Genomic DNA, 18,771 nt, shown 5'->3' on the forward strand with positions numbered 1-18,771 from the left:
ATTCGAAAATTATGAAATTTGCACTGCAAATTGAGAATTTAGTCAAAACGTACAGCGGCGGAGTTACGGCTCTGAAAGGGATCAGCTTGAATGTGGAGAACGGAGATTTTTTCGCGCTCCTAGGTCCGAACGGCGCCGGAAAATCCACCACGATCGGGATCCTCAGTTCGCTCGTGAACAAAACTTCGGGAGAAGTTCGAATTTTAGACGCGAATATCGATACCGATCTTGCGAAAGCGAAATCCTACATCGGAGTCGTCCCTCAGGAATTCAATTTCAATATCTTTGAAAGGGTCGATCAGATCGTAGTCAATCAGGGCGGTTATTACGGAATGAATCGTAAAATCGCAACCGAAAACGCTCTCGGTTACCTGCAACAACTCGGTCTCTACGAAAAACGTAAAGAAACGGCGGGAAGACTTTCGGGCGGAATGAAACGAAGATTGATGATCGCAAGAGCCCTCGTTCACAATCCGAAAATCCTGATCTTGGACGAGCCGACCGCGGGTGTGGACATTGAGATGAGAAGATCCCTGTGGGAATTTCTTCAAAAACTAAACACATCCGGTATCACCGTCATTCTCACAACTCACTATTTGGAAGAAGCCGAAAGCCTTTGTAGAAACATCGCGATCATCGACGAAGGAAAAATCGTTGAAAATACTTCCATGAAGGACCTCCTTCAAAAGCTGGATCACGAAACCTTTATATTGGATTTTACGGGTCATCTGAACTCGTTTCGATCCGCTCCGGGAATCGAAATCAAACAGACCGATAACTCGACTCTCGAAGCCTCCATCTACGGAGACGCCTCTCTCAACGATTTATTCAAGATCCTGGATCAAGGTGGAATCCAAATCAACAGTATGAGAAACAAATCCAACCGTTTGGAAGAACTCTTTCTCAAATTGGTGGAGAAGAAATTATGACTATCGTCGAAAAATACAACGCATTCAAAACCATCGTCATCAAAGAGACGATTCGGATTCTACGCATCTGGGTTCAAACGATCATTCCTCCCGGAATCACCATCACCCTTTACTTCATCATTTTCGGAAAACTCGTCGGTTCGCAAATCGGGAACATCGGAAATCATACGTATATCCAATTTATCGTTCCCGGTCTTGTGATGATGTCGGTGATCATCAATTCGTATAACAACGTAGTTTCCTCTTTTTTCGGAGCGAAGTTTCAAAAGAACATAGAAGAACTTTTGGTTTCTCCCACTCCCCCGTCTTTGATCGTGTTAGGTTACACGATCGGCGGAGTGATTCGAGGGATGTCGGTGGGCGTTCTGGTCATTGCGATTTCTCTTTTTTTTACGGAGTTGGAAGTGTATCATTTTCCGATGCTTATCACCACGGTGTTTTTAAGTTCTCTTTTGTTTTCTCTCGGGGGATTTTTAAACGCACTCTACGCGAGAAAGTTCGACGACGTGACGATCATCCCGACCTTTATCTTAACTCCTTTGACCTATTTAGGAGGTGTGTTTTATTCGATCCAGATGCTTCCTCCGTTTTGGCAGAACGTATCCAAACTCAATCCGATTCTGTATATGGTAAATGCGTTTCGTTACGGATTTTTAGGCATAAGCGATATCGAACCTTGGTTTGCGCTTTCTATGATTGCAATCGCGACGTTGTCGCTTTATATACTTTCCGTATATTTATTAAAAAAAGGAATCGGAATCCGACACTGATTTTAGAATTCGATGAGCGTACAAGAAGAAATCCGTTCCCTATTAAATTCTTCCTTGAGTCCTTCGTATTTGGAAGTGGAGGACTTTAGCGACGAGCACGCGGGCCACGACGGCAACCCGGAAAGTAAACCCGAAGGAACCCATATCCGAATCGAGATCGTCTCTTCCAGTTTTGTAGAAAAATCGAAAGTAGAACAACATAGGATGGTGTACTCCCTTATCCAACCTTGGATCGATCGGGGATTACACGCGATTACCCTTGATACAAGGGAACCCGGATTCTCCCAAGAGATCAAACGCGAGTAAAAGGAAGATTTGGAGGCGACTTCCAATTTGGGATTGTAACAAAAACGGGATTTAAAATTCTAAAACCAAGATCTCCTGAAGAAAGTCCCGAAATTTAAGTTTAAAGAAAAAACGATGACAATCGATGAAATTAAAAATAAAATAGAATCCGGTCTTCCCGATTCGAAAGTAACGATCTTAGATCCTTATCGGGACGGAGTACATATCAAGGCCATCGTGATTTACAAAGGATTCGAGGGTAAATCCGTTTTGGAACAACATAGAATGGTCTACGAAACCCTAAAAGAAGAACTAAAACAAGAAGTGCACGCGCTTGCACTGGAAACGAGGATACAAGAATGAACGAAACAGTAAAACAAAAGATAGACGAACTTGTGGGAACGAACAAAGTATTTCTTTTTATGAAAGGAACTCCGGAAGCTCCCATGTGCGGCTTTTCTGCCGGTGTGTCTAACGTGCTCCGAAGTTTAGGAATTTCCTTCGGTTTCTTTAACGTACTTTCGGACGAAACGATGCGCCAAGGGATTAAGGACTACGCGAACTGGCCGACCATTCCGCAACTTTATATCGACGGAGAATTCATAGGAGGTCACGACATCGTGGTGGAAATGGCGAAGTCCGGAGATCTTCAGAAAAAAGCGGGCACCTTGAGCGCATGATGAAGTTGTATCACTTTCAATCCTGTCCTTACTGCGCCTATGTTCGAGACGAGTTTCGGAACATGGGTTTGATTTTAGGAAAGGACTACGAACTCGTGGAAGCCGGTCGGGGTACCGCCGGTAGGGAGGAAGTCATTCGGCTCGGTCTCAAAAGCCAGGTTCCGTTTTTAGTCGACGGGGATATCAGGATGTACGAATCGAGAGACATCGTAAAATACGTGAACTTAAAAAAGGTTTCTTAAAAACCAAGTAAGTCTAAAATCTTATTTCCGACGTCCCTGTTTTTACCTTCATACGGATAATCGTGAATGTACAAAACGGGGTTGAAGTTTAACTCCAAAATTCGATAATCCCCTTTGTTTTCCAAATCCTGTAGGATAATATCCACGCCGCAAATTTTCGCTCCCGCCGCCGTCGCCGCTTTCACCGCAAGTTCCTTATAATAAGAATGTGCGAGATCGGTGACGTCCATCGAATCGCCGCCGGTACTGATGTTGGAATTCTTTCTTAAAAAAACTTTTTGATCCTTAGGCGGAATCGAATCTTTCGTAAAACCGGATTGTTGTAAAACGTCGAGTTCGGTGTCGCCTAACTGAATTTTTTCCAACGGAGTTACGTGTCCGACTCCCCTTCTTTTATCCTCGTTTTTTAAAGCGACAAGGTCTTCGATCGAGCGAACTCCGTCTCCGGTTACGTTAGCCGGAATCCGATTGCAAACCGCCACCGTTTTCTCGCCGATTACGAGAAAACGGTACTCGTTTCCTTCGGCAAATTCTTCCACAATCACGGATTCGGAATGATTGAAGGCGATTTTGATCGCCTTTTTTGCGTCTTCTTCGGACGCGCGTGGAGCCAAAATAGTAATTCCGATTCCGAAATTGGTGGTCACCGGTTTTACCACCATTTTTCGATGGGAATTTTTTTGCCAAAAAACAAAAGCAGATTGAGGATCTCCGAAACTATCCCCCGCAGGAACTTCCAAACCGGATTCGTACATTATAATTTTTGAAATCGTTTTGTTTTCCATCACGAGGAAGGACATATAAGAATCCAATGCGGTTTTGGAAGCTTCCTTAACGTACTGAACCAACCCCGCTGAATTTTTAAGTCGCAGAAAATGGTTCTTACGATCCAAAACTTCCACTTCCAGTCCCCGATTGAGAGCGTCTCGGATTATGATTTGAGTGGAAATTTCCAAATCCTCAAATCCTTTCAAAGCGAACATTTCCGGGGAAAGAAATTCTCCCGGTTTTAATTTCAATGATTGCATAATTTAACGGTAGGATATTGGGTTTGGATTTCTTCCTTTTCCAGTTGTTCTTTTTCTTGGAAGGAACGAGCCGCTTCTTTTTCCATTTTCATCAAAGTTCCGGGAGAATATTCCAGATAAGAGAGAGCGCGCCGATTTTCCCGTGCGAGTTCCATCCCCTTGTCTCTGAACTCGATATTACGTTTTAGAATTTCTGCAAGTAGTTTTCCGGAAGGAGTTTTATCCGGATTCTTCCATTTTTTGATCTGAAAGTCGATCGCTTCCTGATACGTACACCTTCCGGTATGAAGATCCAAAACTTTCGCGTAGCGCCTGAGCGATTCGGAATATTCCGCGCCCGCGGTCTGAAAATTTTTTGTAGATCCGCTTGTATGAATTTTAAGCTCGGGATTTCTTCCTTCCCAGATCACGGAATTCAAATTTTCTTTTAAGATCGCGTTCTCTTCCGTAGAAATCGAAGGAGAAGGACTCAGCAAAGAATCCAAAAGAATCAACTGAGTAAAGGCGAGATTGAGTCTGCAAACACCCACCGGAGAATAAGGATCGATATCCAGGGAACGGATTTCTATGTATTCGATTCCCCTTCGAAGAAGAGCGTCTAACGGTCGTTCGTCCCCCTTGGGAACCTGTTTCGGGCGAATCGGGGAATAAAATTCGTTTTCGATCTGAAGATAATTCGGATTGAGTTGCGCGTCCGCATTTTGAGAAAAAGAAACATAACTAGGATACGGAGTATGGACCGCGTAACACATACGATCCGCGTATTCTTCCAACGTATTATAATGAATTCCTAATGTATCCTGAACCTTACTCGTATATCCGATCTCGCTCATCCTGAGCGAAGTCGCATAGGGGGAATAGATCGTAAAATTCTTATGTTTTTCGAATTTGAGATTACCCGGATTCGGCAAAAAAGTGGAATCAAAAACCGCGGAAGATCCGGTGAGATACGTTAAATAATGAACCCTTCTCATAAAATTTCGAATCACGTGCAGATATAGAGAAGAGATTTCCTCCTTCGTGAAGTTCGAAATTTCCTTTCCTAAAAATTGACGAAGGAAAATTTTCGAGAAAGAAAAGTTATAGTGAACTCCGGAAATCGTCTGCATCCTTCTTCCGTAACGAAGACCCAATCCGTGGCGATAGATCGTTTTCCAACTGCCCGAATGAGAAGTTCCGTATTGTCCGAGAGGAATTTCGTTTTCGTCATCGGGTAGAATCGGGGGCATACTGAAAGGCCAGATGAGTTCGTCGTCCAATTTGCGGATCGTAAATATATGCAAATCTTGTAATTCTCTAATATTTGCCTCGATCTTGGGGCGAGGATGAGTCGCGTATTCGAGTTGAGGTTCCGCAAAATCCGTTTTGATGGAATGATTGGTCAAACTCGAACCCAAAGAAGCCGGATGCGGTGTTCCCGCGAGCGTTCCGTCCGGATTCACTCTCATACTTTCTTTTTCCAAACCGTGTTTGGCTTTAACGGCGTGTCTTAAAAGAATTTCGAGAGAAACTTCTTTGATTTTAGAAAGTTCTTCAGTTTTCAAAGTCCGCCCGTGTTTCCTTCTCCGCGTGGATCGGAGGCTCCGTAGAGCATTCCGTTCTCTCTTTTGACCGAAAAAAGTTTCGCAAAGTTCGGAGCAATTCGTAAGTCGTGTTTTCTGGAGGAAAGACCGTCGAACACGTTTCTTTCGTTCACCGACTTTTCGATAAACACTGCGTCCGGAAAAAATTGATGATGTATCCTTCCTCGTGCAACGGATTCATACAATGTAAGATTGAAATCCAAATTGTAGACGAGTGATTGTAAGACCGCGTTGACGATGTAAGAACCTCCCGGTGCGCCGGTAACTAAAAAAGGTTCCTTCCCTTTGAATACGATCGTCGGGGACATACTACTGAGAGGCGTTTTTTTAGGGAGAATGGAATTCGCTTCCGCTCCGATCAAACCGTACACGTTCGGTTCTCCGGGAGCCCTACTAAAATCATCCATCGTATCGTTTAACACGATTCCGGTTCCGGGAGCCATAACTGAGGCGCCGAATCGAAAATTGATGGACTGAGTCGTAGACACCGCGTTTCCTTCCCGATCCATTACGGAAATATGAGTCGTTTGCGGAGATTCCACTCCGAAGTTTAACGTTTTCAGGAACGAAGAACTGCTCGACGCGATTTTCGGATCAAAATCGGAAATTTTTTCTGCCGCGTATTTTTTGGAAAGAAGACGGCTCAAAGGAATTTTTGTAAACGCGGGATCTCCGCCTAAAATCGCACGATCGGCGTAACCTCTTCTCATCACTTCCGTAATAAAATGATAATATACAACCGGGTCTTTTGCGTAGATTTCTTGGAGAGGTTTTGTTTCCGCCATGGACAACATCGTAAGAAGATGCACCCCGGAAGAAGGAGGCGGCATCGTGTATATCGTATAATCGCGGTATTTTGTTTGAACGGTTTTCTTTTCGATCACCTTAAAATCGCTCAGATCTCGAGAAGTAATCAGACCGCCTTTTGTTTTCATCGCCGTCGTAATCAAGTTTGCGATTTTTCCTCGATAGAATTCTTTTTCACCCGTTTCGGAAATCAGCCTCAAGGAATTGGCCAAATCCTTTTGGACCAAAACACTCTTCAACTCCGGAACCTTTCCTCCCGGAAGAAAAATCGTTTTCATTTCCTCGTCCATGTCCTTGGAAGATTTTTGAATCGCGGATTGTAGATCCGGATAAACGGGAAAACCTTTTTCCGCCAAAAGAATGGCGGGTGCGATTACGGCTTTTAAGGAAAGTTTTCCGTAACGTTTTTGGATCTGAACCAGACCCGCCACGTTACCCGGCACACCGACCGCCCTAAATCCGAACAGGGAATCCTCCTTCGGCTTTCTCTGATACATATCTCTGGACGATGCGTTAGGCGCCCTTTCTCGAAAATCGAATGCGATCGGTTCCGGAAATTCCTTGAGATAAAGGACTAAAAAACCTCCGCCACCCAGTCCGGTTGAGTGCGGCCTTGTGACTGAAATCGCAAACGAAGTTGCAACCGCGACGTCCACTACGTTTCCACCTAACAAACCCACTTCGATCCCCGCCTGAGTGGCTTCGGGAGAATCGGACGCGATCATCAAATTCAACCTTTCGCTGAAGAAATCGGAGTGTTTTTTTTGATGGGAAGGGGTTACGAGTAAATCCGTGGAAACGTTTTTTCCTTCTATGGTAAGGGATGTTTCCCTACACGAGAAGAGTAAAAGTATCAGAACGATACGAATTGTAATTTGTTTCATCAGATCCCGGTGTGAATTTCAGGATTTTTTTCCGGGAGAAAATTCCATTTCAATTCCCTCCTGGCCGGAAATCAATTTCGCCTTACCACCGGATTTCAGCGCACCGAAAAGAGTTTCTTCGGAGATCCGTTTCGAGATGTGGGTATCGATCCATCTTTGTACGGGTCTTGCGCCGAACTCGGGAGTGTAAGCCTTGTCCGCGATGTAAACGAGTACATCTTCCTGAAACTCGAGTTCAATTTGTTTAGAATTCAATCTTTCCTGTAAGAGGGCAAGCTGTTTTGCAACCACTTTGGTTACATTTTCCGGATTCAAAGAAGAAAACTCAATCACCGCCGTGAGTCGGTTTCTGAATTCGGGAGAAAACTGTTTTTCGATCGCCTTTAAACTTCGATCCTCCAAAAGATCGTTCTCAAATCCGACAGGATTCGTGGAACGTTCCCGCGCGCCCGTGTTCGTAGTCATCACGAGAATCACCTGGCGAAAGTCGGACTTTCTTCCGTTATTGTCCGTGAGAGTCGCGTGATCCATGATCTGCAGTAGAATATTATAAATATCCTCGTGAGCCTTTTCGATCTCGTCGAGTAAAAGCACACAGTGAGGATTTCTATAGATTGCATCCGTGAGTTGTCCGCCTTGTTCAAAACCCACATAACCCGGAGGGGATCCGATCAAACGAGACACGGTATGTTTTTCCATATATTCGCTCATATCAAAACGGACGAGTTCCACTCCTAGAATTTCCGCGAGTTTGCGTGTGAGTTCCGTTTTACCGACACCGGTCGGTCCCGCAAAAAGAAAAGAGCCGACGGGTCTTCCCGGTTCGGAAAGTCCGCTTCTGGAAAGTCGAATGGACTGAACCAATTGGTCGATCGCGGAATCTTGTCCGTAGATTTTGGCCTTCAATTCTTCGTCTAAGTTTTTTAGTTTTTCTCGATCGTCTGCCTTGACCGTTACGGACGGAACCTTTGCAATTTTAGAAACCAAGTCTTCGATCTCTCGAACCGTTACCGTTTTTTTGCCTCCTTCCCTCAGTCTGACTCGGGCGCCTGCCTCGTCCAAAAGATCGATCGCCTTGTCCGGAAGTTTTCGATCCAGAATGTATCTGGCCGACAACTCAGCCGCTTGTTCCACGGCGGATGCGGAATACTTTACCTTGTGAAAGGATTCGTATTTCTCCAAAAGCCCTTTTAAGATTTCTATCGTTTCGGAAATCGAAGGTTCCCCCACTTCCACCTTTTGGAATCTTCTGGAAAGTGCATGATCTTTTTCGAATATAGATTTGAACTCCTTGTAAGTCGTGGTTCCGATACAACGGAGTTCGCCGCTGGAAAGCGCGGGTTTTAAAAGATTGGACGCGTCCAAGGAGCCCCCCGAAACCGCACCCGCGCCGATGATCGTGTGAATCTCGTCGATAAAAAGTACGTGATCGTCCTGAGCCGTGATCCGAGTGACCACGTTTTTCAATCTCTCTTCAAATTCTCCTCTGAACTTGGTGCCCGCGAGCAAAAGCCCCATGTCCAGAGAATATACTTTCAAATTTCTTAATGGTTCCGGAACTTTTCCGTCCACAACTCTTTGTGCGAGTCCTTCTACGATCGAAGTTTTACCGACTCCCGCCTCCCCTACAAAGATAGGATTGTTCTTTCTTCTTCTACAGAGAATGTGAATGGTTCGATCAAGTTCGTCTTCCCTTCCGACCATCGGATCGAGTTTTCCTTCTTTGGCTCTTGCCGTCAAATCCACGCAGAACGTCTGCAAAGGATCGGAATTTTTTTCCACCTCTTCGCCCAGGATTTCCTTGTTGGAATTTTTAGAATCTTTACGAATTCCGTGCGAGATATAACGAACGATGTCGAGTCTGGAAATATCCTGCGAACCCAAAAAATACACAGCGTTGGATTGATCTTCCCGGAAAAGCGCCGCGAGTACGTCCCCTCCGTCCATCTTTTTGTTCCGAGTGGATTGAACGTGAAACTCTGCGAGTTGTAAAACGTGCTGAACCCCGATCGTATAAATCGGATCGAGTTCGTCGGGAGATTCCGGAAACGATTCCAATTCGCTTTCCAGATATCCGATCAAATTTTTTCGAAGAAGTTCAAGATCCGCCCCGCAGGCTTCCAGGACTTCCTTACCGACCGTATCGTATGTAAGGGCGAGTAAAATATGTTCGAGAGTGATAAATTCGTTTCTTCTTTTTTTGGCTTCTTCCCAAGCCTTTCTTAGAGTGCGTTCCATTTCTTCCGTGAGAATCATGATTCCTCCTCTCCTTCCTCCACTTCCATCGTGCAGTGAAGCGGATATCCGTGTTGTTCCGCCAATTGTTGAACTTGTATGACCTTGGTTCTGGCTACGTCGTGCGAATAAACGCCGCATAACGCTTTCCCCGTTATGTGCGCTTTTAACATGATCTGTTGACTTTCCGCTCTGCTTCTATGAAAGACAACTTGTAAAATCCAAACGACGAATTCCATCGGAGTAAAATCGTCGTTGAGTATGATGACTCTGTATTTGGAAGGACGTTTGAGTTTGACCCTCTCTTTCACGAGAGTTTGTTCTTCCGTATCAAATCGAAAGATATCGCTCACGATTCGTAACTCCCTAAATCCGACGCCCTTCCGTCCCGATTCGTTCCGTTTTGAAAAAAGGGCGCCGGTTGAACTTCCTTCAACGGAGAATGTTCGTTTGTCTCCCGGATCATTTCCCGCATGTGCAATCTTTCCTGCTGTAGAAAACGTTCAATCGCATTTCTAGCTTGAGCGTGAAAAATCAGATGAGAACTGTACGTGGGAACCGCCGGAAACCCTCTTAAGAATTTATGTTCCCCTTGCGCTCCCGCTTCAAAGACCTTGATCTTTTCTCGAATCGCATAGTCGATCAATTGATAAAAACAACATTCAAAATGGAGATGAGGATAATACTCCGTACAACCCCAGTATCTTCCGTAGAGAAAATCGCCTTTGCGAAGATTGAAAGTTCCCGCGACCGCCTTTCCGTCCCGATACGCGAGAACGAGAACGATTCGATCTAAAAAGTTTTCAAAGGAAGAATCGAAAAATTTGCGATTCAAATACGCTGAACCCCATTTTCTCGAGTGAGTATTCAAATAAAAACCCCAGATCGCGTCCATGTCCGATCGGGTGATTTGATTTCCTTCTAAAACTCGGAGTTCCAGTCCGTAACTCCGGACGATCTCCCTTTCCCGTTTGATCTGCATTCTTTTTTTGGATTTCATCGCTCCGAGATAATCATCGAAGTTCGAGTAATCCCCGTTCATCCAATGATACTGGTGAGAAAGCCTCGTTGCAAATCCGTATTCGGACAGAACCTCGGATTCTTCCTTTTCCAGAAATAAAAAATGAACTCCGGAAAGACCTTCTTTTTCGCAAAAACGTAGAAGTTCCGGAATCAGAATTGAACAGATCTCTTTTAAATCAAGGTTCCTATCATAAAGAATTCTTTTTCCGTTAGCGGGAGTAAACGGAACGGCGACGAGTCCTTTGGGATAGTATTCGAGTCCGACTTGGGAAAAAAATTGAGCCCATTCAAAATCAAAGATATACTCTCCATAAGAATCGAATTTCAGAAAAAGAGGAATCACCGCGGCAAAACGCCCCTCTTTCCAAAAAGCGCAATATTTGGGAATCCAAGAAGTGGAAGATCCGATACAACGAGAAACTTCCAAGGATCTGAGAAAATCGTATTCTAAAAAAGGACTTTTAGGATCGGAGATACAATTCCATTCTTCCTTGGAAATCGAAGAGATAGAATCTAAAAACTCTACTCGGATGTCGCTCGGAGAATGGGAAGTCATGTTAATTCTTGGACGATTTTGGCGGCTACTTTGTCAGAGATCGAGTGAAAAATGCTTTCGAATCTTTTGAACCGCTCTATGAGTAATGACTTTGATGTTGGATTCGGAAAGTCCCGTTCGTTCGGAAACTTCTCGAACGCTCATACCGTCTAGTTTGAGATGAGTGAGAATCTGCTTTTGTCGTTCGTCCAAAATGTTCAGCCATTCCTTTAAAATCTCCCTTGCCTTTTCGGGTTCTTCTTCGCGGATCGGTTCTGGAGACGCGAAAAAATCGAGATTGTCCGTGCTGAAAGTCCGATCTCCTATCTTCTTCTTTCTCAGATAATCGATCGTTTTATATCGAGCAACGGCAAAAATCCAAGGCGCGGGATGACGATCTTGGCGGTAAGAATCCCTGGCCCTGTGAAGTCCGATTAAAATTTCCTGGATTAAATCTTCTCTGTCCTCTACATTGTTGATCCTGGGGATGAGATAGGATCTGAGAACGCCGGTTACAAGTCTAAGAAACTTTTCATACGAGCTTTGATCTCCTTCCCGAGCCTTGCGGATTAATACAGAACATTCTTCCCAGATTTCTTTTTTAGCTGACATGTAACTAACTGCTTGGAACCTTCGAAAAGATAAGAGTTCGTTCCTCCGCGATATCACTCTGCGAACACGATACAAAAATTTGAGTTTTAAACGACGATAAGAAACGGCCCTTCGATTTGGAACGCGTTGAAAATAAGCGAAAAGCCGATTCCTTCCAATTTAGATCGGGAAGTCCAACCATTCTTTAAAATTAAAAAATTTCCACTCAGATATATTCATAACTATATAATAAAATATCTAATATTTTGTATTGAAACAGTATTTTGCGAAAAAAATGAACGGTACTCAATTTTATAGAGATCAGTAATACGGATGCCTCGTAAAGAACAAACAACCGAATCTTTGATCCGAAGAATCGCCGAAGAACCTCCGGTTCGAAAAAACGATTGGAATTGGTTCGTGATTTTAGGACCGATTTTTGCGATCGTGATTGCGTTTTATTTACTTTCCTTACATCCGATTACGAGTCGTTTCATTCACGTCCCGACTTTGTTTCCCGACTTCCTTTGGATTTCCCTCATCGGACTTTATTCGTTTTGGATTTTAACTCAATTGCGATTTCCGGAAGAATCGTTTTCTAAGTCCGCACGTTTCCCTCTGTTACTCGCTTTTTTTTGGATTTTTTATTCGATGTGTATGTTTGCCTGGGATTTGATTTCGATCGATGAAGTTCACACACATATCGGAAAATGTTGGATCATCCTATTTCTCACGAGTATTCCATTTGCCGGCTTTGGAATTTTCATTTTGAAAAAAGGAAAACCGGGCAATCCTGTTTTAACGGCGGCGATCCTTTTTGTTTTCAGTTTGTCGATTGCAAATTTCTGCCTCAAGTTTGTCTGCGTGGACCAATCCTCTTTTCACATTCTCGTCTCTCACGTTTCCACAAGTCTGGGCCTATTTTTACTCGGCTTTTCCGTATTTAAGAATATTCTAAAATGGTAATATATAAATCGATACGATCGTCACAAGGCAATCGTTCAAAACAGCCGCTTAAATAAGACTTATTCTATCCGTCAACGATCGTTAAAATTTTTTAATCGGACCGACAAAGTTTACGGCAAAAAATTTGCGTCTGAGTAAGGAGCCGCTCGTAGAGAGCGATAGCGTTACTCACAAGTATTTGGATCTTAAGATAAATCTGCCGGAATTACGACAATCTACTGTGAAACTTACGTCCCACAACGCGCCCTATCGAACGACCCTTAGGAAGTGAGATTGAGTTACGAACGACCCTTAGGGAGTGAGATTGAGTTACGAACGACCCTTAGGGAGTGAGATTGAGTTACGAACGACCCTTAGGAAGTGAGATTGAGTTACGAACGACCCTTAGGGAGTGAGATTGAGTTACGAACGACCCTTAGGGAGTGAGATTGAGTTACGAACGACCCTTAGGAAGTGAGATTGAGTTACGAACGACCCAGGTAATAAAGTGGCACTGCTCCCGATGGGTCGCAGCACCAGGGAGTGAGATTGAGTTTAGGAAGCGTTGTGTTTAATTTCCCCCTGATTTTGGGCGGGTAAACTCAAGTGAATTGCTTCCTGCCGAATGATCCTTAGAAAATGAGGCACCTATTTCAATAAATCGTTCTCAGAAGTAAGTGAAACGCTTTCTACGGATCGCGTTTCAGGGGCGCAATTCAGGGAAGAAACTCTATTCTAGTGGTTAGATTTTCAGGGATCAGATTTCAGTGTACATTTCAGAAGAGATGGATTTACCCTTGATAAAGTCTAATCGCTCTGTTAAGAAAATGTAACTGAACTCTGAAATCTATCCACTGATTCCTAGTATGTTTACAGAATTGGAAAATCATGCTTTGTTAAAAGCGCAATCCATCTACTAGGAAAATGTCTTGTACGTAAAGTCCTAAAATCCAATCACTAACCCCTTGAAACGTGGGAACTCCTACAAAAATTAAAATTCCCAAGCGGTTCGAAAGACTTTCTTTTCCTCCGCAAAACGAATGAGTTTGGATAAGAACGGATCCTCCGAAAGGGTCGAACTGTCCCCGATACAAAGGAGCAAATCGCGAGCCCGGGTCATACCAACGTTGATCCTTCTGGACTCCTTTAAAAAACCGGAACGACCTTCCGTATTGGAACGCACAAATCCGAGAAGAATACAACGATTCTCTCTTCCTTGAAAAGAATCGATCGTGGAAACGTGGATCTTAGAAAATTCCGCCTCTCTTAATTTTTCGGAAATCAATCGAACCTGCGCCCGATACGGAGAAAGAATCGTGATCTTTTCTTCCGGCCAATCGTTTTCTTTTAAAAGAATACAAAGACGAACCTGAAGATCCGCTTCAAACGGATTGGTAAGGCTGTCGTCTACGGCCACTTCCTCGCTATCGGTTCCGGCGGTATCGATCCACTGAAACGCATTCAAAAAAGGGAATGTTTTCGGAAAATCAAAAACCCTTTCTTCCGGTGGACGCCCGGCCTTCAATTGATCTGCGTAAAATTCTCTCGAAGGAAACGCTGCGATCTCGTCCTTCATTCTATACTGTGTGTCGAGCAAAAATACACGGCCCGACCCTTCCAACCTTTCTACTGCCTTTTCAAAAAGTGTACATTCAAGCGAATTTTTTTCCGAAAACAACGTAGGAGGCAATTGTTTGTGATCCCCCGCGAGAATCACACGATCCGACTTCAAAATCGGAATCCAAGAAGCGGGTTCGAGTCCTTGAGAAGATTCGTCTAACACGCAAAAGTCGAAGGTTCTTCCCTCCAAAACGGAACGAGCGGAAGCGACCGGTGTGGAAACGATCACGGAATGAGAAGAAATCAAACTGTCGACCAGTCCCTTTTCCATCAAACGAATCGTCTTTTTGAGTTCTTTGACTTCCGCAAAAAGATTTTTTCTTTCTTCTCTTTCCTTTGCGCCGAAATTTCTTTTGTATTTTTTAGCCTGTTGCGATATTTCGATCACGTCCCTTCTGTATTCGCTTAACAATTTTCCGTCGGGATGATGAAAGAGTTTATAATCCAAAGTCGTATGAAACGCCGCCTCGCTGATACGAGCGGGATGTCCCAGTCTCAAAACGGAAATTCCTTTCGCGGAAATCGATTCTACGAGTAGATCACAAGCGGAATGTGTGGGCGCCGATACGAGAATTTTTTTTTCGTCGGCTACGAGTTGGCTCACAATTTCGGTTAACGTGGTCGTTTTACCCGTCCCGGGAGGTCCGTGAATGACGACTGCGTCCTCGGAAAGAACACAATATAAAACCGCGTTCTTCTGGGATTCGTTTAAGTCCGGACTCATTCTTCCCAAAATTCGAGGGCGATCCGATTCCCGTATCACGATCGGATCGGGTTTTCCGTATCCTAAAAGAAGTTCCCGATTTGCATACAGTCTTGTCCCCTTCGTCGCACCGGCAACGACGTCTAACGCGTGAAGCATTTCCTTGTAAGAGGTTTCATCGGGTAATAGATCCAGAAAACATTTTCCGTCTTCGGTCCATTCCGGAACCTCGTCGATCGCAATCCGAATCTTTTCATTATGCAAAGAAACTAAAATCGCCCGAACACGATCTTCGTTTTTTCCGATTTGAACCGGCGCGCCCGATTGAAATTTTGCGGGATATTCTTCCTGATCCGGAAAATGAAAGGTAAGAATCCAACTCCCTTCCCGACCGAGAGTTTGTTCTTCGTAGACAAGAGGGTATAACGTGATTCCGAGTTTGATTCTATCTTGAAGAGGACGAGACAACCAGTCCTTGGAAAAGAGCGAATCTTCTTGTTTCTTTTCTCTTTCGAGTTCGATTTTTACCGACTCTAACTCTTCGAGTGAACTGGAAAATTTTTCTTCCTTCAAAATCGATCGGGGGAAAGGACTACGATTCTGTAGACCTGGGATTTTGGGTCGTCTCTTGTGGGGAGTCCTTCCGCAAATCGAACCGCACTGGCAAGAGTGGTTCCGGTTGTCTGTCCCGCAAAGATTCCCTCTTTTTGGTAGAGATCGGATTGATATAAAAGAGCTTGTTCCCGATCGACTCCGACGTATTCGTCTACGATCTTGGGATCAAAAGATTCCGGAAGAAGGATCGAAGTTTCTTTTTGAACCATCTTACGAATGAATCTGGATTTTTGACTGACTCCCATAATCACTCGAACGGAAGACTTTTTGGACTTTAAGAATCTTCCGACACCCGAAAGCGTTCCACCGGAACCGCCACCCGCGACGAACGCGTCTACGTTTCCGCCTAGGTCTCTCCAGATTTCGGGACCGGTAAAAAGAAAATGCGCGTTTGTGTTCGCCATATCCTTATACTCGTTTAAGACGACTGTGTTCTTTTCTTTTTCCTTAATTTCCTTCGCTCTCTTTAAAAGAGCGTCGTCCCAGTTTCCCTTTGCCGTTGGAGCAACTTCCACATGAGCGCCGAACGTCTGAAGGTCCTTGATCTTTTGAGGATCCGTATCCCCCGCCACCAAACAACGAAATTTATATTGACGAATCGTACAAATCCAAGCGAGGCTGAGCGCGGTCGTATTGTAACCGGGTTGGATGACTTGTCCGCCCGGTTTTAACTCTCCTCTTCTTTCGGAAGAAAGTAACATCGATAAGGCGGTTCTATCTTTTACGGAACCGGTAGGATTGCAGAACTCCGCTTTGAGATAAAATTCTACATTGGGAATGTGAGAACCGATTTGGTTCAGTCGGATGAGCGGAGTGTTTCCGATCATCTGCAAAATCGTCTCTTTTACGGGTTTTGCGACGCTGAGTTCCCGTCCAAAAGATTTCTGAATGTTATTCAGCGCGCCAAGGAAACTGTTTCCAAACTCGTCTATCGAACGGGATATTTCATCAAACATAGGTTTCGGGCAGAATTATACTGCGTACAACCAAGGTTCAACTTCTTTCTGCTTTTTTTCAAACTCTCCGATCTTACTTTCCTGTTTGAGAGTGAGACCGATATCATCAAGCCCGTTGTAAAGACAGTATTTACGAAAAGAATCCACGTCGAAGTGATATATTTTTCCAGACGGTCCGGTCACGGTTTGTTTGTCCAGATCGACCGTTACTTTCGCACCCACGTTAGCGGAAACCGCTTGGAACAGTTCTTCCACTTCCTCGGATTTTAAAACGACGGGGAGCATTCCGTTCTTAAAGCAGTTATTGAAAAAAATATCCGCGTAAGAAGGGGCGATGATGGAACGGAAACCGTAGTCTTCCAAGGCCCAAGGAGCGTGTTCTCTGGAAGATCCACAACCGAAGTTGTCTCTTGTCAAAAGTACGGTGGCGCCCTTATATCTTTCCTGATTGAGGGAAAATTCGGGATTGGGTTTGGTTCCGGCGTCGTCCAGATATCTCCAATCATGGAATAGATGAATTCCGAATCCGGTTCTTTCGATCTTTCTTAAAAACTGTTTCGGAATGATTTGATCCGTATCGACGTTCGGTTTGTCGAGTAAAGCTGCGACTCCGCTTAAGATTGTAAATGCTTTCATAATATTCTAATTTGCCTTTCGATTATTTCCAGTTTCGGATATCCACGAAACGACCTTCTACGGCCGCGGCCGCGGCCATCTCAGGCCCGACGAGATGAGTTCTTCCGCCCTTTCCTTGACGACCTTCGAAGTTTCGATTGGACGTGGAAGCGCAACGATCTCCCGGTTCGAGTACGTCGTCGTTCATCGCGAGACACATGGAACAACCCGGATTTCTCCATTCAAAACCGGCCGCGATAAAAATTTTATCCAATCCTTCTTCTTCCGCCTGACGTTTGACTCTTCCCGATCCCGGAACCACGATCGCTTGCACCTTAGAGGAAACTTTTTTTCCTTGGATGGTAGCGGCGGCGGCTCTTAGGTCTTCGATTCTGGAATTGGTGCAAGAACCGATAAAAACCTTGTTGATAGGAATATCTTCGATTTTCTCTCCGGGTTTCAAATCCATGTATTTGAGAGCGGATGAAATTCCGATTTTATCAATGGGACTTGTCGCATCGTTCGGACTGGGAACAACTCCTTTGACCGATACAACTTGGCTCGGAGAAGTTCCCCAAGTTACCATAGGAGCGATTTCGTCCGCGTGGAGAATTACGGTCGTGTCAAACTTTGCGCCCTCGTCGGTCACGTAGTGTTTCCACTTCTTTACGGCGAGATCCCATTCGGCTCCTTTCGGAGCGAAGTCTTTTCCTTGGATATAATTGAATGTGATTTCGTCCGGAGCGATGAGTCCCGCTCTCGCACCCGCTTCGATCGACATGTTGCAGATCGTCATTCTTGCTTCCATGCTCAGAGCTTGGATCGCAGAACCGCGATACTCGATAACGTAGCCGGTGGCTCCGGCGGTTCCGATCTTACCGATGATCGCGAGAATGATGTCTTTCGCGGTTACCTTATCGGAAAGTTTTCCATCGACTACGATTTCCATCGTCTTCGCTCTTTTTTGAACGAGAGTCTGAGTTGCAAGAACGTGTTCTACTTCGCTCGTTCCGATACCGAAAGCGAGAGCGCCAAAAGCGCCGTGGGTAGACGTATGAGAATCTCCGCATACGATTGTCATCCCCGGATGAGTCAGACCCATTTCCGGAGCGATTACGTGGATGATACCTTGATCCGGATTTTGAAAATCATAAAGACGGATTCCGTTTTCATCGCAGTTCTTTTTCAGAGTCTGCATCTGAATCGCGGAAATCGGATCGGCTAAACTTAAATCCCGAGTACGAGTGGAAACGTTATGATCCATTGTGGCAAAGGTCGCCTCGGGACGGCGAACCTTTCTGCCGGCAATTTTAAGTCCTTCGAAAGCCTGGGGACTTGTAACTTCGTGAATGAGATGGCGATCGATATAAATTAAATACGATCCCGCATCCAGTTCTCCCACCAGATGATCTTCCCAGATTTTTTCGAACATTGTCTTCATTGGATTCTCATACCCCCGAAAAAAATCTTTCGGACTTTGTGGATTGGATTTGTTTCTCGAAAAGAGAAAAGATCCGCTTAAATTTCCATCGTTCGGATATCAGGTATTTTCGTCCACATTATTAGGGGTTAGGTTTTAGGATGACCTTGCCTAGGAGACGTTGACTTTGGCAGTGTATCTCCTATTTTTAGTAGGAAAGAAATCAGACTCTAATTAACGTGAGTTCGCTATAAGAAAGTATGTTTGTTATACTAAACTCACGTTAATTATGATTTTTCCTATTC

The 18,771-nt window shown here is 44.5% G+C and carries 18 protein-coding genes; 7 read left to right on the forward strand and 11 right to left on the reverse strand.

Translation table 11 applies throughout. From position 1 onward, the window contains the following. Positions 1–11: 11 nt before the first annotated feature. The 6 genes from LEP1GSC060_RS10325 (at position 12) to LEP1GSC060_RS10350 (ending at position 2,906) form a co-directional block, all read left to right on the forward strand. Positions 12–929 (forward strand): ABC transporter ATP-binding protein, encoded by a 918-nt coding sequence (locus LEP1GSC060_RS10325; RefSeq protein ID WP_003003370.1) that lies wholly within the window; start codon positions 12–14, stop codon positions 927–929. Continuing rightward, positions 926–1,699, forward strand: coding sequence for an ABC transporter permease (locus LEP1GSC060_RS10330; RefSeq protein WP_003003352.1), 774 nt, complete (start codon positions 926–928; stop codon positions 1,697–1,699). Before LEP1GSC060_RS10325 ends, LEP1GSC060_RS10330 begins: the two co-directional genes overlap by 4 nt. Positions 1,700–1,711: 12 nt before the next feature. Beyond that, positions 1,712–2,005: a BolA family protein gene (locus LEP1GSC060_RS10335; protein WP_003003445.1), complete on the forward strand. Its 294-nt coding sequence runs from the start codon at positions 1,712–1,714 to the stop codon at positions 2,003–2,005. A 114-nt stretch (positions 2,006–2,119) separates the two neighbouring features. Beyond that, on the forward strand, positions 2,120–2,347 hold the full coding sequence (locus LEP1GSC060_RS10340) for a BolA/IbaG family iron-sulfur metabolism protein (RefSeq protein WP_003003389.1): 228 nt from the start codon (positions 2,120–2,122) through the stop codon (positions 2,345–2,347). Continuing rightward, on the forward strand, positions 2,344–2,664 hold the full coding sequence (gene grxD / locus LEP1GSC060_RS10345) for a Grx4 family monothiol glutaredoxin (protein WP_003003324.1): 321 nt from the start codon (positions 2,344–2,346) through the stop codon (positions 2,662–2,664). The genes LEP1GSC060_RS10340 and grxD overlap by 4 nt, the downstream gene beginning before the upstream one ends. After that, positions 2,664–2,906 (forward strand): glutathione S-transferase N-terminal domain-containing protein, encoded by a 243-nt coding sequence (locus tag LEP1GSC060_RS10350; RefSeq protein ID WP_036096130.1) that lies wholly within the window; start codon positions 2,664–2,666, stop codon positions 2,904–2,906. Before grxD ends, LEP1GSC060_RS10350 begins: the two co-directional genes overlap by 1 nt. Here LEP1GSC060_RS10350 and gshAB read toward each other — a convergent pair. Genes gshAB through LEP1GSC060_RS10385 form a run of 7 tightly spaced genes read right to left on the reverse strand, consistent with a single transcriptional unit; the run spans position 2,903 to position 11,613 of the window. Next, entirely contained in the window at positions 2,903–3,934 is a 1,032-nt protein-coding gene (gshAB, locus tag LEP1GSC060_RS10355) for a bifunctional glutamate--cysteine ligase GshA/glutathione synthetase GshB (RefSeq protein ID WP_003003521.1), read from the reverse strand. The two genes, LEP1GSC060_RS10350 and gshAB, sit on opposite strands and share 4 nt — an antisense overlap. Next, positions 3,922–5,478 (reverse strand): glutamate--cysteine ligase, encoded by a 1,557-nt coding sequence (gene gshA, locus LEP1GSC060_RS10360; protein ID WP_003003492.1) that lies wholly within the window; start codon positions 5,476–5,478, stop codon positions 3,922–3,924. Before gshA ends, gshAB begins: the two co-directional genes overlap by 13 nt. Beyond that, the gene (gene ggt / locus LEP1GSC060_RS10365) at positions 5,475–7,208 is read right to left on the reverse strand and encodes a gamma-glutamyltransferase (RefSeq protein WP_003003341.1); all 1,734 of its coding nucleotides are present in this window, start codon (positions 7,206–7,208) and stop codon (positions 5,475–5,477) included. Before ggt ends, gshA begins: the two co-directional genes overlap by 4 nt. Positions 7,209–7,226: 18 nt before the next feature. Then, on the reverse strand, positions 7,227–9,464 hold the full coding sequence (clpA, locus tag LEP1GSC060_RS10370) for an ATP-dependent Clp protease ATP-binding subunit ClpA (protein WP_003003547.1): 2,238 nt from the start codon (positions 9,462–9,464) through the stop codon (positions 7,227–7,229). Beyond that, the gene (gene clpS / locus LEP1GSC060_RS10375; RefSeq protein WP_003003296.1) at positions 9,461–9,796 is read right to left on the reverse strand and encodes an ATP-dependent Clp protease adapter ClpS; all 336 of its coding nucleotides are present in this window, start codon (positions 9,794–9,796) and stop codon (positions 9,461–9,463) included. The genes clpA and clpS overlap by 4 nt, the downstream gene beginning before the upstream one ends. Beyond that, positions 9,793–11,022: a GNAT family N-acetyltransferase gene (locus tag LEP1GSC060_RS10380; protein WP_003003482.1), complete on the reverse strand. Its 1,230-nt coding sequence runs from the start codon at positions 11,020–11,022 to the stop codon at positions 9,793–9,795. The genes clpS and LEP1GSC060_RS10380 overlap by 4 nt, the downstream gene beginning before the upstream one ends. A gap of 33 nt (positions 11,023–11,055) precedes the next feature. Then, the gene (locus tag LEP1GSC060_RS10385; protein WP_003003272.1) at positions 11,056–11,613 is read right to left on the reverse strand and encodes an RNA polymerase sigma factor; all 558 of its coding nucleotides are present in this window, start codon (positions 11,611–11,613) and stop codon (positions 11,056–11,058) included. Positions 11,614–11,925: 312 nt separating this feature from the next. Here LEP1GSC060_RS10385 and LEP1GSC060_RS10390 point away from each other — a divergent pair, with 312 nt between their 5' ends. After that, entirely contained in the window at positions 11,926–12,558 is a 633-nt protein-coding gene (locus tag LEP1GSC060_RS10390) for an NrsF family protein (protein ID WP_003003457.1), read from the forward strand. A 970-nt stretch (positions 12,559–13,528) separates the two neighbouring features. On the opposite strand, the gene LEP1GSC060_RS10395 is transcribed toward LEP1GSC060_RS10390, so the two are convergent. The 4 genes from LEP1GSC060_RS10395 to leuC are packed head-to-tail and all read right to left on the reverse strand — an operon-like array spanning position 13,529 to position 18,487. Further along, positions 13,529–15,433 (reverse strand): AAA domain-containing protein, encoded by a 1,905-nt coding sequence (locus LEP1GSC060_RS10395; RefSeq protein WP_003003274.1) that lies wholly within the window; start codon positions 15,431–15,433, stop codon positions 13,529–13,531. Continuing rightward, entirely contained in the window at positions 15,430–16,431 is a 1,002-nt protein-coding gene (locus tag LEP1GSC060_RS10400; protein ID WP_003003402.1) for a PLP-dependent cysteine synthase family protein, read from the reverse strand. The genes LEP1GSC060_RS10395 and LEP1GSC060_RS10400 overlap by 4 nt, the downstream gene beginning before the upstream one ends. A 15-nt stretch (positions 16,432–16,446) precedes the next feature. Then, complete coding sequence (gene leuD, locus LEP1GSC060_RS10405; protein WP_003003473.1) at positions 16,447–17,067, reverse strand: 3-isopropylmalate dehydratase small subunit; 621 nt, start codon at positions 17,065–17,067, stop codon at positions 16,447–16,449. A gap of 22 nt (positions 17,068–17,089) precedes the next feature. Next, the gene (leuC, locus tag LEP1GSC060_RS10410; protein WP_036096116.1) at positions 17,090–18,487 is read right to left on the reverse strand and encodes a 3-isopropylmalate dehydratase large subunit; all 1,398 of its coding nucleotides are present in this window, start codon (positions 18,485–18,487) and stop codon (positions 17,090–17,092) included. Positions 18,488–18,771: the final 284 nt, after the last annotated feature.

This window comes from Leptospira weilii serovar Ranarum str. ICFT, assembly GCF_000332415.1.
Taxonomy (GTDB): Bacteria; Spirochaetota; Leptospiria; order Leptospirales; family Leptospiraceae; genus Leptospira; species Leptospira weilii_A.

Excerpts from the sequence above, each read along its gene's own strand:
- LEP1GSC060_RS10325 (WP_003003370.1), top strand. The coding sequence starts at position 12 with ATGAAATTTGCACTGCAAATTGAGAATTTAGTCAAAACGTACAGCGGC.
- LEP1GSC060_RS10330 (WP_003003352.1), top strand. The coding sequence starts at position 926 with ATGACTATCGTCGAAAAATACAACGCATTCAAAACCATCGTCATCAAA.
- LEP1GSC060_RS10335 (WP_003003445.1), top strand. The coding sequence starts at position 1,712 with ATGAGCGTACAAGAAGAAATCCGTTCCCTATTAAATTCTTCCTTGAGT.
- LEP1GSC060_RS10340 (WP_003003389.1), top strand. The coding sequence starts at position 2,120 with ATGACAATCGATGAAATTAAAAATAAAATAGAATCCGGTCTTCCCGAT.
- grxD (WP_003003324.1), top strand. The coding sequence starts at position 2,344 with ATGAACGAAACAGTAAAACAAAAGATAGACGAACTTGTGGGAACGAAC.
- LEP1GSC060_RS10350 (WP_036096130.1), top strand. The coding sequence starts at position 2,664 with ATGAAGTTGTATCACTTTCAATCCTGTCCTTACTGCGCCTATGTTCGA.
- gshAB (WP_003003521.1), bottom strand. The coding sequence starts at position 3,934 with ATGCAATCATTGAAATTAAAACCGGGAGAATTTCTTTCCCCGGAAATG.
- ggt (WP_003003341.1), bottom strand. The coding sequence starts at position 7,208 with ATGAAACAAATTACAATTCGTATCGTTCTGATACTTTTACTCTTCTCG.
- clpA (WP_003003547.1), bottom strand. The coding sequence starts at position 9,464 with ATGATTCTCACGGAAGAAATGGAACGCACTCTAAGAAAGGCTTGGGAA.
- LEP1GSC060_RS10380 (WP_003003482.1), bottom strand. The coding sequence starts at position 11,022 with ATGACTTCCCATTCTCCGAGCGACATCCGAGTAGAGTTTTTAGATTCT.
- LEP1GSC060_RS10385 (WP_003003272.1), bottom strand. The coding sequence starts at position 11,613 with ATGTCAGCTAAAAAAGAAATCTGGGAAGAATGTTCTGTATTAATCCGC.
- LEP1GSC060_RS10390 (WP_003003457.1), top strand. The coding sequence starts at position 11,926 with ATGCCTCGTAAAGAACAAACAACCGAATCTTTGATCCGAAGAATCGCC.
- LEP1GSC060_RS10400 (WP_003003402.1), bottom strand. The coding sequence starts at position 16,431 with ATGTTTGATGAAATATCCCGTTCGATAGACGAGTTTGGAAACAGTTTC.
- leuD (WP_003003473.1), bottom strand. The coding sequence starts at position 17,067 with ATGAAAGCATTTACAATCTTAAGCGGAGTCGCAGCTTTACTCGACAAA.
- leuC (WP_036096116.1), bottom strand. The coding sequence starts at position 18,487 with ATGAAGACAATGTTCGAAAAAATCTGGGAAGATCATCTGGTGGGAGAA.